Source organism: Pseudarthrobacter sp. 902506025 (assembly GCF_040702325.1).
In the GTDB taxonomy this organism is placed as follows: Bacteria; Actinomycetota; Actinomycetes; order Actinomycetales; family Micrococcaceae; genus Arthrobacter.
In genome coordinates this window covers 226,493-240,551 of sequence record NZ_JBFBKW010000002.1, presented here as the reverse complement: position 1 = coordinate 240,551, position 14,059 = coordinate 226,493, and the positions used below count along the sequence as shown (strand labels likewise).

Sequence of the window (14,059 nt, the reverse complement as noted above, 5' to 3'; positions counted from 1 at the left end):
GTTTTTCGCCGCCCCTGGCAACCCAACAGGGCCTAACGGCCTTTCTAGCCGTCAGCCCCGGGCAGGCGCACCTCCACGAGTTCCCCGGTCACCCGCGTTTCGAAAAGCGGCTGCCGCGAAGTTGCCGGGCCGGCTTTCACTTCACCGGTGCGCAGTGAGAATGTGCTCCGGTGCCAGGGGCAGACGACGCACGGGTCGCCGTCGTGGTCCTTGATCTTGCCTTCGTGAAGCGGACCGGAGAGGTGGCTGCAGACGTCGGAGAGTACGTTGACCGTCCCGCCCTCACGATGTACCAGCAACGGGATGCCGGCCACTTCGCGATTGTGCAGGCCGCCCTCGGGCAGCTCCGCCAACGGCGCCAACGGCTGCCAGCCGGACGGGAAACGGTGCGGGATTTCCTCGCTGTGGTTCACGCCCGCAGCCTGGCGGTAAGAAAGGTGGCCGCCCAGGAAGCCGCCGGCGCTGACGGTGGCCAGTCCAAGATATGCAAGCACCTTGCCGCCTCCCTTGCTGCCAGTTGACCGCTGCACCAGCGACGCGATGTAGAGGCCCGTGGCGGTGACGTTGGCCGCGGCGTGCACCAGGCCCACCCTCTGCTGCTGCGGATGAAGCTGGGACCAATCGGTGAATCCGGCCAACGCAGACGGAATCACGCTGGCAGTGCCCACCCCAATAAGCAGCCGGGCAGCTTTTTCTCCGCCCGGGACCGCGTCGAGTACTCCTGCGGAGAGCCAGGCACCGATGGGCACCTGGACAGCAAGGGGATGCACCGGGTGGCCGATGGGAACGCCGTGGAGGACATCACGGGCCCAGCGCGGTTTGACGACCTTCAGGACGGCTTTCCGGACGCTCTTGGCCAGTGGGTCAAGCCACTCGGCATCCTCGAAACGGGTGACAAGCTCAAGTGCGGGCAACGGTTTCATGTGTCCTCCCTTACCCCAATTACCGCAATCCACTCGCCGCTGAATACCCGTCCTGGGAGGGAGGTATTTCGCTTTTGGCGGCAGCTACCGAAGCGGGGACCCCAGCACCGTGAACCGGTGGCCTCCCATTTCACCGGACAGCAGCGGCATGGCCTCGGCGATCGCGGCCTGCGTGCTGTCCAACTGCAGCGATGCCTGGTGCGCTTCGGCAGACTCCCACAGTTCCGAGACGAACACGGTGTCCGGCATATCGGCATTGATTCCCACCTCATACAGCAGGCACCCGGCTTCCTTCATCCCGGGTTTCGGCCGGAGCAGGATGGCCACCAGGGCATCGCGCTGGCCGGGCTTGGTTCCCAGCATTCCCACATTCGCAAAGGTCATAGGGACAGTTTGCCGCCTGCGGCGAACGCCGGAAAAGAGCACAAAGGCCGGCCCCGGCACAAGCGGCGCCCAGCTCCAATGGGAGGGCGGAACTCTTGAAGGGGAACCGGTCAAGCAGGGTGCGGTTGCCCCTAGCGCAGCTGCGCAGAGGGGAGGATGTTTTTAAACACCGGATTCAGCGAACAGAAGGATCCGGAGTCGAAGCCACCCGCACTGCGGGGCGCGCTGTTGGAAAAGGGACGGGCAGGCTCCTGCCACCACAACGGTTTATTGAAAATGTGCTCAATTCCGGCGGCTTAAGGCTGCCCGCAAAGGTGAATCGCATCCTTTGAGGAGCAACAAGATATGTCCAACACTCGAACTAAGAGGCCAACCCGGGCAAGGCTGGCCATGGTTCCAGTCCTTGCACTGGGCCTGTTCGGAGGTTTCCTCGCGTTGGCCGCACCCGCCAACGCGGAAACAAGCCGCAACGGCTGTACCGTCGACCCAAAGGATCCCAAGGATCTCCGGGGCAACAAGGTCGATTTCAGGATCAAAGTGGACTGCAACGGCGAAAAGACCGTCGAGATCCGCCAGTTGCGCTCCGAAGACGACCCCGGTCCGCGCAGCAGTGACGACTTCCTCGGCCGCACAGTCTTCACCGAGCAGTTTGATCGCCACGACGGCGCAAGGACCATTTCCAGCATTGACCGTGTGCCCAACCTCGACCGCAGGGGCGCAGAAGAGGTCTACCAGCTGGTCTCGTTCCGCGTGCAGAACCACGGCGGACACTGGTCCGACTGGACCCCATGGGAGAAGAGCGCCGTAGTGGAAGTCCACCGCGACGGGAAGTAGAACTCTTCTTCCCCTTAGCGGGGAGCCAGGGGCAGCGTCCCTGGCTCCCCGTTACGATCTGTCCGTCTCAGTCTGCGGCGCCCAGGTTTCCGGCATGGACGACGGCGCCACTCGCCGTCGTATCTTCCTTCAGCATCCAGCCCACCCGCTTGACCGTCCGCAGCATCACCGCGCTCTCCACAATGTCGATGCCGGGCACCTTCTGCTGCAGCGCCAGTTCAGCGGACATGACGTCCGCCAGCGTGTGCAGCCACATGATGATCACGAAGTTGGTGGGTCCGGTGGTGGAGGCGCTCAGCCGCACGTTGCTGATGGTGCGGATCTCCGCTGCGGCTGCCTCGTGCTGGCCGGCCGGTACGTTCACGAACCATTGGCAGGTCACCGGGAACGATGAGTAGCGCTGCGCGATTTCGCAGCGGAACGACAGGATGCCGCTGGCCAGCACACGGTTCAGCTGGCGCTGCACGGTGGCGGGGTGGCGGCCAAGGGCGCGGGCAATCTGGGCAGCTGTGGCACGGCCATCCCGGGCCAGGAACGGCAGCAGGTCAAGGTGGCTTTGCGGAAGCTGCCCGGCCACCTGCGCCGGCTCCGGGCTTGCCTGCGGTGCGAGGGTCCGCAGGGTGGCCAGCTGGGAACGGCTCAGGACATTCAACCGCCAGTCGTCGCCGCTGCTGTGCAGCCGTGTGCACAGGGCCACCTGGTACTTGGTCAGCCCGTCGATGGTTTTCAGGTGCGAGACCACCCGGTCGCTGAATTCCTCCAGCGACCGGGTAATGACAGTCAGCATCAGGTCCCGGTTGCTCGCCGCCTCCTCCACCGTAACGATCTCCGGCACAGCGGCCAGCTGCGCCGTGACGCTGTCCCGCCGGTTCATTTCGCAGTCAACGGCCACATACGCCAGGAGCATCTGCTTGGGGTCACCCGCCAGGTGCGCCGTCGTCCACGCAGCGCCCTGCGAGGCCAGCCTGTCCCAGCGGGCGGCGAGGGTAGTTGCATGGACGTCCAGCACCTTGGCGGCGTCAGCCCAGCCAAGCCTCGGCGCAGCCTGCAGCACCTGGATCAGGGCAAGGTCATCCTCGCTGAGCTCCACCCACGCCTCCTTCACCTTGCATGAATCCTGACGCCATCATGCACTTGCAGAATAATTCCAGCGCTTTCCTTGAATGTGAACCACGCCACTTCAGAATAGTCTCCAAGCCCTGATGCCCATTGCCAAGGAGTAACACGTGACCATAACCGCCGACGCCAAGGACCTGCAGGATGACCTGGTCCGCCTGCGCCACGACCTGCACCGGCAGCCGGAAATCGGGCTCCACCTTCCGCGCACCCAGGAGAAGGTTTTGGAGGCGCTGGACGGCCTCCCCTTCGAGATCACCCTGGGCAAGGAGACGACGTCGGTCACCGCAGTCCTGCGTGGCGGCAACTCTGATCCCGCCAGGCAGCGTCCCGCGGTCCTCCTCCGCGCAGACATGGACGGACTGCCCGTCCAGGAGAAGACCGGAGTCCACTTCACGTCCCAGGCTGACGGCGCCATGCACGCCTGCGGCCACGACCTGCACACCTCCATGCTCGCCGGAGCCGCAACCCTCCTGGCCGAGAAGAAGCACCAACTCCAGGGCGACGTCGTCCTCATGTTCCAGCCTGGCGAGGAAGGCTGCGACGGTGCCAGCTACATGATCCGGGAGGGCGTCCTGGACGCCGCCGGTCCACGCGTCCAGGCAGCGTACGGCGTGCACGTGTTTTCCTCGCTGGAGCCGCACGGCACCTTTTGCACCAAGCCCGGCGTCATGCTCAGCGCGTCGGACGGCCTGGAAGTCACGGTGCTCGGCGCCGGCGGCCATGGTTCGGCACCGCATTCCGCGAAGGATCCGGTCACAGTGGCAGCAGAAATGGTGACAGCCCTGCAGATCATGGTCACCCGCCAGTTCAACATGTTCGATCCCGTAGTCCTGTCCGTGGGCGTGCTGCACGCGGGGACCAAGCGGAACATCATCCCGGAATCTGCGCGCATCGAAGCAACCATCCGGACTTTCTCGGAAGCATCCCGCCTGAAGATGATGGACGCCGTGCCACGCCTGCTCAAGGGGATCGCCGCCGCACACGGAGTGGAGGTCGCCGTCGACTACCTGCAGGAATACCCGCTCACCATCACCAACGAAGACGAAACACACACCGCCGAAAAAGTGATCACCGAGCTTTTCGGCGAGCGCCGCCTCTCGCGCTGGGCCACCCCGCTCAGCGGCTCGGAGGATTTCTCCCGCGTGCTGGCCGAGGTACCCGGTACGTTTGTGGGCCTCAGCGCCGTGTCCCCCGGGGGCGACCCCGACGCGTCGCCGTTCAACCACTCCCCGTATGCCACGTTCGATGACGCCGTGCTGGCAGACGGGGCCGCACTCTATGCGGAACTCGCCATTTCGCGGCTGGCCACGCTGTCGCGGACCGCCTAAGTTCCCCCTCCCGCCCCCGGCAGCAGTGCCGCTGCCCTCTCCCGCAGACCAACCGACCAGGAAGAAGACCATGTCCGTTGCAGTAAGCAAGCCCCAGACTGGACGCATGTCCACCGCCAAGACCATCGTCGGCACCGGCATCGGCAACGCCGTTGAGTGGTACGACTGGGCCATCTATGCCACGTTTACCCCCTTCATCGCCAGCCAGCTGTTCAGCAAGGAGGACCCGGCGTCGGCGGTGCTGTCCACCCTGGCGATCTTTGCGGTCGGCTTCGTGGCCCGGCCCTTCGGCGGCTTCCTCTTCGGCTGGATCGGCGACCGGGTGGGCCGGAAGACCTCGATGACGTTCGCCGTCGGCCTCGCCTCGCTGGGCAGCCTGCTGATCGGCATCGCCCCCACGTTCGCCAGCGTCGGTGCTTTCGCTTCGCTCATGCTGCTGGTGGCCCGCCTGGTGCAGGGCCTGGCACACGGCGGCGAGCTGCCGTCCTCGCAGACGTACCTGTCCGAGATGGCCCCCAAGGAACACCGCGGCTTCTGGGCCACCCTCATCTACACCTCAGGGACCGTGGGCATCCTCTTCGGAACGCTGCTGGGCGCCGTCCTGAACATGGCGCTGAGCACCGAGGCGATGAATGCCTGGGGCTGGCGGATCCCGTTCCTGATCGGTGCCGCCATGGGCCTGTACGCGCTGATCATGCGGTCACGCCTGCACGAGACCGAGGCATTCCAGGACGAGGCCGTCACCGCCAAGCGCGCTCCCATCTGGCCGCAGATTGTCCGCTACCGCAAGCAGGCCATGCAGGTCATCGGCCTGACCGTGGGCCTGACGGTGATCTACTACATCTGGGGCGTGGTGGCGCCAAGCTACGCCACCACCGCGCTGAAGATCGACCGCGGCGAGGCACTGTGGGCGGGCGTGATCGCCAACATCGTCTTCATCGCCGCCCTGCCCGTATGGGGAAAGCTCTCGGACCGCATCGGCCGCAAGAAGGTCCTGTGGGCCGGCGCAATCGGCTCCGCGGTGCTGCACTTCCCCATGACCTGGCTGCTGAAGGACTCCGCCTGGCAGCTGGCCGTGAGCATGTCCGTGATGCTGGTCTTCGTGGCTGCGAGCGCCGCCATTGTTCCGGCCGTGTACGCCGAGCTGTTCCCCACCTCCATCCGCACGGTGGGCGTGGGCGTGCCCTACTCCATCTGCGTGGCGGTGTTCGGCGGCACCGCCCCCTACCTGCAGCAGTGGCTGGGCTCCTCGCTCGGGGCGCCGCAGGTGTTCAACATCTACGCAGTGCTGCTCCTGGCGGTCAGCGCAGCGTTCGTGTTCACGATTCCCGAAACCAAGGGCAAGGACCTGACCCACTAGTCCCCGGCTTTACTGCAAACATCCCCGGCGCGGTTTTCCGTGCCGGGGATGTTTTGGCGTTTCCAGGGTTTCGCGGCAGCCGGGTTGGATGGCGGCCAGGGTGGATGGCAGGTTGGCTGGATGGCAGGTTGGAGGCGTCCTGGCTACGCGGCAGTGGGAAGCACCAGGAGGTAGCCGGCGGCCAGGCCGCTGCTCCAGCGCCTCGGCTCGCGGACTACGAACTGCGTGGCCAACTGCTCCGGCGTCAGCAGGGCATTGGGCGCCGGCGACGGGCCCCACTGGCCACTGCCGTAGGGGTAGAGCGGATCGAGGACGCGGATGCCGGTCACTGAAAAATCGGGGAACTGGCGCGGATCGCCCACCGATTCGAATCCGCTCATCACCCAGGCGTGGCGGCCACTCCACATCACCAGGCCCACCGGCCTGCCCGTCTCCGTGATGGCACGCGCCGCCGTCCGCACCGCTTCTTCATAGCCCGGAACACTCACCACGGCGTACGGCCCCATCCCCGCTTCCGTCAGCACCTGCGCCCAGCCAAAGGGATTGGCACCGTTGAACGAGTCCGAAGAGTGGGCGCGGGCCCTCTCCCACAGCTCATTCTGCTGCGCGCGGTCAGCCCAGGTGCCGCCGCCGGTGTCGTCAATCAGGTTGTGCGCCATCTGGATGCTCGCGGCCACGCACCAGTCAAAGGTGTACTGCGGAACGAAGTCCCCCTCACGGTACAGGTTGAGGGCAAACGGCTGGGGCACCGGGGCGGGAGCGGGAGCACTGGCGGGGGCGGGAGCGGGAGTGGCCGCCGGGATCGGCGCCTGCGGCGGAGCGAGGGCGACGTCGGCCGCATCCGGCGCGGAGCTTGCCGAACCGGCCGCGGTGGCGGGCACCGTCGCGGTCGCCCCAGGTGAAGGGGCCGCGGATCCAGACACGGCCTGCCCCGCGCCCACCCCGGGCGTGCAGCCGGCAAGGAAGGCCATGACGGCGATGAGCCAGGCCAGAAGCCTTAGGCGGGCAGCGGTCATGATCGCTCCAGTCCATTTCACGTTGAGCGGGCGTACCTGCTACCAGTCTCCCGCCCGCGCCTCCCCTTGACTACCCCACCCCACCTTCCCTACACTTTTCATAAAGCAGAATCTAAATTCCACAAAGCGGAAACGGTGAAGATGCCGGCAGCAAGGGAAGATAGATCAAAGCCCCTCCTCGGAAGGACCTACGATGACGTACACAGTGAACTGCTCCATCCTCCTCACGGAGCTTCCCCTGCTCGAACGCCCCGCAGCCGCCAAGGCCGCAGGCTTCGACGCGGTTGAGTTCTGGTGGCCCTTCGAAACCTCGGTCCCGGCGGACAGCGAGACCACCAGGTTCGAGAACGCCATCACGGACGCCGGTGTCCAGCTCACGGGCCTGAACTTCAACGCCGGCAACATGCCCGGCGGCGACCGCGGCCTGGTCTCGTGGAAGGGACGCTGCTCCGAGTTCAAGGACAACATCGACGTCGTGGCCGGCATCGGCGGGCGCCTGGGCTGCAAGGCCTTCAACGCCCTCTACGGCAACCGGCAGGACGAATTCACCCCCGAAGAGCAAGACGAGCTGGCCGTCAAGAACCTCGCGGCAGCAGCCGAAGGCGTCGCCCGCATCGGCGGCACCGTCCTCCTCGAACCCGTCAGCGGCGCACCGAAGTACCCGCTTCTCACCGCCGACGACGCACTCCAGGTCATCGCACGCGTCAAGGAGGAAGCCGGCGTCGGGAACATCAAGCTCCTCGCCGACTTCTACCACCTGGCGGTCAACGGCGACGACGTCCAGGCAGTCATCGAAAACCATGCCAGGGAGTTCGGCCACATCCAGATCGCCGACAACCCCGGCCGCGGCGCCCCCGGCACCGGCACCCTCCCGCTCGGCGAATGGATCGCCCGCAGCCGCGAACTCGGTTACGAGGGCTACATCGGCCTCGAGTACAAGGAACCGCAGGAAACAGCCTTCAGCTGGGCCATCCGCGAGCACGCCAGCAACTAGTACCCACACAGACTTTCCAGAAAGAGAACCATCATGAGCAACGTTGCAGTCATCGGACTCGGAATCATGGGCCTGCCCATGGCCACCAACCTGGTCAAGGCCGGCCACACCGTCACCGGATTCAACCGCAGCCAGGACAAGATCGACAAGCTGGTCTCCGAGGGCGGCAAGGGCGCCTCGAGCATCGCGGACGCCGTCAAGGACGCCGACGTCGTCATCACCATGGTGCCGGACTCCCCCGACGTTGAGGGCGTGGTCAGCGGCAAGGACGGCGTCTTCGCCAACGCGAAGCAGGGCACGCTGTGGATCGACGCCTCCAGCATCCGCCCGGACGTGGCCAAGCGCCTGTCCGACGAAGCCCGCGAAGCAGGCATCCGCCCCCTCGACGCCCCGGTCTCCGGCGGCGAACAGGGCGCCATCGACGCCGTCCTGTCCATCATGGTGGGCGGCGACAAGGCAGACTTCGACGACGCCCAGGATGTCCTGAACGCCGTCGGCAAAACCATCGTCCACGTCGGCCCCTCCGGCTCCGGCCAGACCGTCAAAGCGGCCAACCAGCTGATCGTCGCCGTCAACATTGAGGTCCTCGGCGAAGCCATCGCCTTCCTGGAGGCCTACGGTGTGGACACCGACGCCGCCCTCAAGGTCCTCGGCGGCGGCCTGGCCGGGTCCAAGGTCCTGGACCAGAAGGGCCAGAAGATGCTGGACCGCAACTTCGACCCCGGCTTCCGGCTCGCCCTGCACCACAAGGACCTGGGCATCGTCACCGCCGCCGCCCGCGAAGCGAACGTCGCCATCCCGCTCGGCGCCGTCGCCGCCCAGCTCGTCGCCGCCACCGTCAACCAGGGTGACGGCGCACTGGACCACTCCGGACTCTTCAAGCAGGTCCTGCAGCTCAGCGGCAGGAATTAGCCACTCCCGGCGCAGCCGGGACAAAAGCGCGGAACAAGCACCTCAGCAGGGAACCCGCCGTCGTACACGAGACGACGGCGGTCTCTCCAGCACACCCAAAAACAGACTTTCAAGCTTTCAAGGAGCACCCCATGAGCAAGATGCGTACCGTTGATGCAGCGGTGGCCATCCTGGAAAAGGAAGGCGCCATCGAGGCGTTCGGCCTGCCAGGCGCCGCCATCAACCCCTTCTACTCCGCAATGCGCGCCCACGGCGGCATCCGCCACACCCTGGCCCGCCACGTCGAAGGCGCCAGCCACATGGCCGATGGCTTCAGCCGCGCCAAGGACGGCAACATCGGCATCTGCGTCGGCACCTCGGGGCCCGCCGGCACCGACATGATCACCGGCCTCTACGCAGCCTGGGCAGACTCGATCCCCATGCTTTGCATCACCGGCCAGGCCCCCGTGGCCAAGCTGCACAAGGAGGACTTCCAGGCCGTGGACATCGAGTCCATCGCCAAGCCCGTCACCAAGATGGCCATGACCATCCTGGAACCGGGCCAGGTTCCCGGCGCCTTCCAGAAGGCCTTCCAGCTGATGCGCTCCGGCCGCCCCGGGCCGGTGCTGCTGGACCTGCCCATCGACGTGCAGATGGCCGAAATCGAATTCGACATCGACACCTACGAGCCACTCCTCGTTGAGAAACCCAAGGCCTCCCGCAAGCAGCTGGAAAAGGCCCTGGACATGCTGCTCGCCGCCAAGCACCCGCTGATCGTGGCCGGCGGCGGCATCATCAACGCCGGCGCCTCCGCGCAGCTGGTGGAGCTGGCCGAAACCCTGAACGTTCCGGTCATCCCCACCCTGATGGGCTGGGGCACCATCCCGGATGACCACCAGCTCATGGCCGGCATGGTGGGCCTGCAGACCAGCCACCGCTACGGCAACGAGAACTACCTGCGGAGCGACTTCGTGATCGGCATCGGCAACCGCTGGGCCAACCGCCACACCGGCGGCCTGGAAACCTACACGGCAGGCCGGAAGTTCGTGCACATCGACATCGAGCCCACGCAGATCGGCCGCGTGTTCTCGCCGGACCTGGGCATCGCGTCCGACGCCGGCGCGGCGCTGGCAGGGCTGGTTGAGCTCGCCAAGGAACGGGCTGCGGCCGGGTCCCTGCCGGACTACAGCGCCTGGGTTGCCGAGTGCCTGGACCGGAAGGCCTCCCTGCACCGCAAGACGCACTTCGAGAACATCCCCATCAAGCCGCAGCGCGTGTACGAGGAGATGAACAAGTCCTTCGGCCGCGACACCACCTACGTTTCCACCATCGGCCTGTCCCAGATCGCCGGCGCGCAGATGCTGCACGTCTTCGGCCCGCGCAAGTGGATCAACGCCGGCCAGGCAGGCCCCCTGGGCTGGACCGCCCCGGCTGCCCTCGGCGTCGCCCGCTCCAACCCGGACCAGACCGTGGTGGCCCTCTCCGGCGACTACGACTTCCAGTTCATGATCGAGGAACTGGCCGTGGGCGCGCAGTTCAACCTGCCGTACATCCACGTGGTGGTGAACAACTCGTACCTGGGCCTGATCCGGCAGTCGCAGCGCGGCTTCAACATGGAACAGAACGTGTCCCTGGCGTTCGAGAACATCAACAGCTCCCACCTGTCCGAGGACACCCGCGGCTACGGCGTGGACCACCTGAAGGTGGCCGAGGGCCTGGGCTGCAAGGCCGTCCGCGTGGAGGACCCCAGCGACCTCGCTGCCGCGTTCGACAAGGCCAAGGCCCTGATGGGTGAGTTCCGGGTTCCCGTGGTGGTGGAGGTGATCCTGGAGAAGGTCACCAACATCTCCATGGGCGTGGAAATCAACGCCGTGAACGAGTTCGAGGAACTGGCGGAATCCGCCGCCGACGCTCCCACCGCCATCCTGGCACTGCAGGCCTAACCATGCGCATCGTGATCGCCCCGGACAAGTTCAAGGGATCCTTGTCCGCCCCGGAGGTGTGCAGCTTCCTGGAAAGGGGCCTGCAACGCGGGACTGGCGGCAACCTTGACATCGTCCAGATTCCGGTGGCCGACGGCGGCGAGGGCACCCTCGACGCCGCCGTCGGCTCCGGATTCACCCGCCGCACGGCAACGGTCGCCGGGCCAACCGGACAGCCGGTGCAGGCGGACTTCGCGGTCCGCGGGCAGGAGGCCGTCATTGAAATGGCGACGGCGTCCGGGCTGGCCCTGGTGCCAAGCGTGCGGAGTGGCGCCCGCCCGGACTCAACGTCTGCCGCCACGGCCAGCAGCCTGGGCACCGGGCAGCTAATCCGGGCTGCGCTGGACGCCGGCTGCCGGCGGATCATGCTGGGCGTTGGCGGCAGTGCCAATACCGACGGCGGCGCAGGGCTCCTGCAGGGGCTCGGCGCCAGGCTCCTGGACAACCGGAACAACGAGCTTCCCCCCGGCGGGGCTGCGCTGGCCAACCTGCACAGCATCGACTTCACCCACTTTGAGCCCCGCCTGGTGGACACCCGCTTCGTGCTGGCATCCGACGTCGACAACCCCCTGCTCGGCGCCCAGGGCGCCGCGGCGGTTTTCGGCCCGCAAAAGGGTGCCACACCACAAGACGTCGGCATGCTCGACGCCGCCCTGGCCAGGTTTGTCGAAGTCCTGGCCAGGGAAATCGGATTCCGCGCCGTCAAGGCCGCCGAGGCTCCCGGGGCCGGGGCGGCCGGCGGCGTGGGCTACGCCGCCATCGCAGCCCTGGCCGCAACGCGGCGGCCGGGAATCGACGTCGTCCTCGAATTCACCGATCTGGCCGAAAGGCTGGCCGGCGCCGACCTGGTGATTACCGGCGAAGGCAGCCTGGACGAACAAAGCCTGCTCGGCAAGACCCCCATGGGTGTTGCCAGGGCCGCAGCAGCGCAGGGCATTCCCGTCATCGCGGTGTGCGGGCGGACCACCCTGGAGCACAGCCAGGCCGCCGCTGCAGGATTCGAAGGCGTTTACGCTTTGACCGAGCTCGAAACCGATGTAAACAGGTGCATATCAGAGGCCGGCGAGCTTCTGGAGCAGCTGGGCACCCAGATCAGCAAGCGGCTGGCGGCCGGACGGCCTGCCGGCGCTGCAAGTACCAAGGAGGACCTCCGTGTCTGAAGAACGTTTTGACCTGGTCATCCGGGGCCAGCGCATCCTCACCACCGCCGGCATCGCCCCGCGCGAAGTGGGCGTCCGCGGCGGCAAGATCGTCGCCATCGAGCCGCTGGGCAACGGCCTGGCCGGCACCGAGATCGTCGAACTGGCCGACGACGAAACCCTGCTCCCGGGCCTGGTGGACACCCACGTCCACGTCAACGAGCCCGGCCGCACCGAGTGGGAGGGCTTCGCTTCCGCCACCCGCGCAGCTGCGGCCGGCGGCGTCACCACCATCATCGACATGCCGCTGAACTCCGTCCCGCCCACCACCACGGTGGAGAACCTCAAGCTCAAGCGCGAGGTGGCCGAGGACCAGGCCTTCATCGACGTCGGCTTCTGGGGCGGCGCGATCCCCGGCAACAAGGCAGACCTCCGTCCCCTGCACGACGAAGGCGTGTTCGGCTTCAAGTGCTTCCTCCTGCACTCCGGCGTGGACGAGTTCCCGCACCTGGACGCGGATGAGATGGAAGAGGACATGGCCGAGCTGAAGTCCTTCGACTCGCTCATGATCGTCCACGCCGAGGACTCGCACGCCATCGACCGCGCACCCCACCCCGGCGGCGACCACTACGAGACCTTCCTCGCCTCCCGCCCCCGCGGCGCCGAGAACAAGGCCATCGCCGAGGTCATCGAACGCGCCCGGTGGACCGGCGCGCGTGCGCACATCCTGCACCTGTCGTCGTCGGACGCGCTGCCCATGATCGCCTCGGCAAAGCGCGACGGCGTCAAGCTCACCGTGGAGACGTGCCCGCACTACCTGACGCTGATGGCGGAGGAAATCCCGGACGGTGCCACCGCCTACAAGTGCTGCCCGCCCATCCGGGAAGCCTCCAACCGCGAGCTGCTGTGGCAGGGCCTGCAGGACGGCACCATCGACTGCATCGTCTCGGACCACTCCCCGTCCACCCTGGACCTCAAAGACCTGGAGAACGGCGACTTCGCCGTGGCCTGGGGCGGCGTCTCATCCCTGCAGCTGGGACTGTCCCTGATTTGGAGCGAGGCCCGGCACCGCGGCATCCCGCTGGAACAGGTGGTGTCCTGGATGGCGGAGAAGCCTGCCAGCCTGGCCCGGCTCACCAACAAGGGCCAGCTGGCTTTGGGCTACGACGCCGACTTCGCCGTGTTTGCCCCTGATGAGGCGTTCGTGGTGGACGTGTCCAAGCTCAAGCACAAGAACCCCATCACGCCATACGACGGCAAGGCCCTGTCCGGCGTGGTCCGCAAGACCTTCCTCCGCGGCGCCGTAGTGGACGGCCAGACCCCCACGGGCAAGCTGATCCGCCGCGGCGGCGTATAAGGGCCCGCCATGGCAGTGGAAGCCCACCATCCGCGGACGGCGGTCCCGCATCCGGTTCCGCACGGCGTTCCGCACCGGGTTCCGCCCAGGCGCGCCACCGCCCACGGGCTGGCCGTCTGGGTGGTCCCGGCCGAAGGGACCAGCCCGGATATCCTGCGCCACGCCGCCCAAATGGTCCTTGCCAGGGCCCTCGAAACTGCTCCGGAGGCGGAAGTCCATTGGCCTGCCGCCGGAGCCCCCACGTCCGGGGTCTCCGCCAATGCGGAAGGAGCCGCAGCCGACTCCTCTCGCGTTCCTTCCATGGCGGAGAACCCCGGCGCAACCGCGGCCGACGGCGGCACCCGCCTTCCGCCGTCGGCCGGCCCCGTCAGCAGGGTCGCCGTGGACCTCGCCGCCGACTCCGTCCTGCTGGACGGCAGGCCGGTGGCGCTGACCGGCGTCGAATACAAGGTGCTGCGCTACCTGGTGACGCACCTGTCCCGCACGGTAGGCCGCGAAGAGCTGCAGGAGTTCCTGGAATCGTTGGATTTTCCCGGAGCCACCGCACGTTCCATCGACGTCTACGTGGGCAGGATCCGCAAGAAACTGGGCAATGCCCGCCATGCCGTGGCCACTGTCCGCGGCGGCGGCTACCAGTTTGTGCCGGGCCCGCACGCAGCCGTTCGGGGTCCGGCGGAATACTGCATATGACGCGCTGGTTTGTATCAGTAAGCGGTGACCCGCTTCACTTGA

13 protein-coding genes are annotated in these 14,059 nt (G+C 66.8%); 9 read left to right on the top strand and 4 right to left on the bottom strand.

Annotated elements, in window-relative coordinates; all coding sequences use genetic code 11:
* Positions 1-44 precede the first annotated feature (44 nt).
* Complete coding sequence (locus tag AB0280_RS04920) at positions 45-923, bottom strand: Rieske 2Fe-2S domain-containing protein (RefSeq protein WP_307491429.1); 879 nt, start codon at positions 921-923, stop codon at positions 45-47.
* Between the two features lie 84 nt (positions 924-1,007).
* Positions 1,008-1,307 carry a putative quinol monooxygenase gene (locus tag AB0280_RS04915; RefSeq protein ID WP_307491427.1) on the bottom strand — a complete coding sequence of 100 codons (300 nt, stop codon included), beginning with the start codon at positions 1,305-1,307 and terminating at the stop codon, positions 1,008-1,010.
* A 390-nt stretch (positions 1,308-1,697) separates the two neighbouring features.
* On the opposite strand from AB0280_RS04915, the gene AB0280_RS04910 reads away from it, so the two are divergent.
* On the top strand, positions 1,698-2,141 hold the full coding sequence (locus AB0280_RS04910; protein ID WP_307491425.1) for a hypothetical protein: 444 nt from the start codon (positions 1,698-1,700) through the stop codon (positions 2,139-2,141).
* A 67-nt stretch (positions 2,142-2,208) separates the two neighbouring features.
* Here the strand turns inward: AB0280_RS04910 and AB0280_RS04905 are convergent, their stop codons facing one another.
* Entirely contained in the window at positions 2,209-3,231 is a 1,023-nt protein-coding gene (locus AB0280_RS04905) for an Lrp/AsnC family transcriptional regulator (protein ID WP_159630362.1), read from the bottom strand.
* Between the two features lie 136 nt (positions 3,232-3,367).
* Between AB0280_RS04905 and AB0280_RS04900 the strand changes: the two genes are divergently transcribed.
* Together AB0280_RS04900 and AB0280_RS04895 are read left to right on the top strand one after the other, a co-directional pair.
* Positions 3,368-4,588: a M20 metallopeptidase family protein gene (locus tag AB0280_RS04900; RefSeq protein ID WP_366366332.1), complete on the top strand. Its 1,221-nt coding sequence runs from the start codon at positions 3,368-3,370 to the stop codon at positions 4,586-4,588.
* A gap of 106 nt (positions 4,589-4,694) precedes the next feature.
* A complete protein-coding gene (locus tag AB0280_RS04895) occupies positions 4,695-5,948 on the top strand; it encodes an MFS transporter (protein ID WP_370871798.1) in 1,254 nt (417 codons plus the stop codon).
* 143 nt (positions 5,949-6,091) lie between these two features.
* On the opposite strand, the gene AB0280_RS04890 is transcribed toward AB0280_RS04895, so the two are convergent.
* Positions 6,092-6,964, bottom strand: a complete 873-nt coding sequence (locus AB0280_RS04890; protein ID WP_307491418.1) for a hypothetical protein — start codon at positions 6,962-6,964, stop codon at positions 6,092-6,094.
* A gap of 193 nt (positions 6,965-7,157) precedes the next feature.
* Here AB0280_RS04890 and AB0280_RS04885 point away from each other — a divergent pair, with 193 nt between their 5' ends.
* From AB0280_RS04885 to AB0280_RS04860, 6 genes are all read left to right on the top strand, one after another.
* A complete protein-coding gene (locus AB0280_RS04885) occupies positions 7,158-7,958 on the top strand; it encodes a hydroxypyruvate isomerase family protein (RefSeq protein WP_307491416.1) in 801 nt (266 codons plus the stop codon).
* A 33-nt stretch (positions 7,959-7,991) separates the two neighbouring features.
* Positions 7,992-8,870 (top strand): 2-hydroxy-3-oxopropionate reductase, encoded by an 879-nt coding sequence (locus tag AB0280_RS04880; protein ID WP_307491414.1) that lies wholly within the window; start codon positions 7,992-7,994, stop codon positions 8,868-8,870.
* A gap of 131 nt (positions 8,871-9,001) precedes the next feature.
* Positions 9,002-10,792 (top strand): glyoxylate carboligase, encoded by a 1,791-nt coding sequence (gcl, locus tag AB0280_RS04875; RefSeq protein ID WP_366366330.1) that lies wholly within the window; start codon positions 9,002-9,004, stop codon positions 10,790-10,792.
* Positions 10,793-10,794: 2 nt separating this feature from the next.
* Complete coding sequence (locus tag AB0280_RS04870; RefSeq protein WP_307491410.1) at positions 10,795-11,991, top strand: glycerate kinase; 1,197 nt, start codon at positions 10,795-10,797, stop codon at positions 11,989-11,991.
* A complete protein-coding gene (allB, locus tag AB0280_RS04865) occupies positions 11,984-13,327 on the top strand; it encodes an allantoinase AllB (protein ID WP_307491408.1) in 1,344 nt (447 codons plus the stop codon). The genes AB0280_RS04870 and allB overlap by 8 nt, the downstream gene beginning before the upstream one ends.
* 9 nt (positions 13,328-13,336) lie before the next feature.
* On the top strand, positions 13,337-14,017 hold the full coding sequence (locus tag AB0280_RS04860) for a winged helix-turn-helix domain-containing protein (RefSeq protein ID WP_224023229.1): 681 nt from the start codon (positions 13,337-13,339) through the stop codon (positions 14,015-14,017).
* Positions 14,018-14,059 lie beyond the last annotated feature (42 nt).

Coding starts and splice junctions, on each gene's coding strand:
- AB0280_RS04920 (WP_307491429.1), bottom strand. CDS start 923: ATGAAACCGTTGCCCGCACTTGAGCTTGTCACCCGTTTCGAGGATGCC.
- AB0280_RS04915 (WP_307491427.1), bottom strand. CDS start 1,307: ATGACCTTTGCGAATGTGGGAATGCTGGGAACCAAGCCCGGCCAGCGC.
- AB0280_RS04910 (WP_307491425.1), top strand. CDS start 1,698: ATGGTTCCAGTCCTTGCACTGGGCCTGTTCGGAGGTTTCCTCGCGTTG.
- AB0280_RS04895 (WP_370871798.1), top strand. CDS start 4,695: ATGTCCACCGCCAAGACCATCGTCGGCACCGGCATCGGCAACGCCGTT.
- AB0280_RS04890 (WP_307491418.1), bottom strand. CDS start 6,964: ATGACCGCTGCCCGCCTAAGGCTTCTGGCCTGGCTCATCGCCGTCATG.
- AB0280_RS04885 (WP_307491416.1), top strand. CDS start 7,158: ATGACGTACACAGTGAACTGCTCCATCCTCCTCACGGAGCTTCCCCTG.
- AB0280_RS04880 (WP_307491414.1), top strand. CDS start 7,992: ATGAGCAACGTTGCAGTCATCGGACTCGGAATCATGGGCCTGCCCATG.
- gcl (WP_366366330.1), top strand. CDS start 9,002: ATGAGCAAGATGCGTACCGTTGATGCAGCGGTGGCCATCCTGGAAAAG.
- AB0280_RS04870 (WP_307491410.1), top strand. CDS start 10,795: ATGCGCATCGTGATCGCCCCGGACAAGTTCAAGGGATCCTTGTCCGCC.
- AB0280_RS04860 (WP_224023229.1), top strand. CDS start 13,337: ATGGCAGTGGAAGCCCACCATCCGCGGACGGCGGTCCCGCATCCGGTT.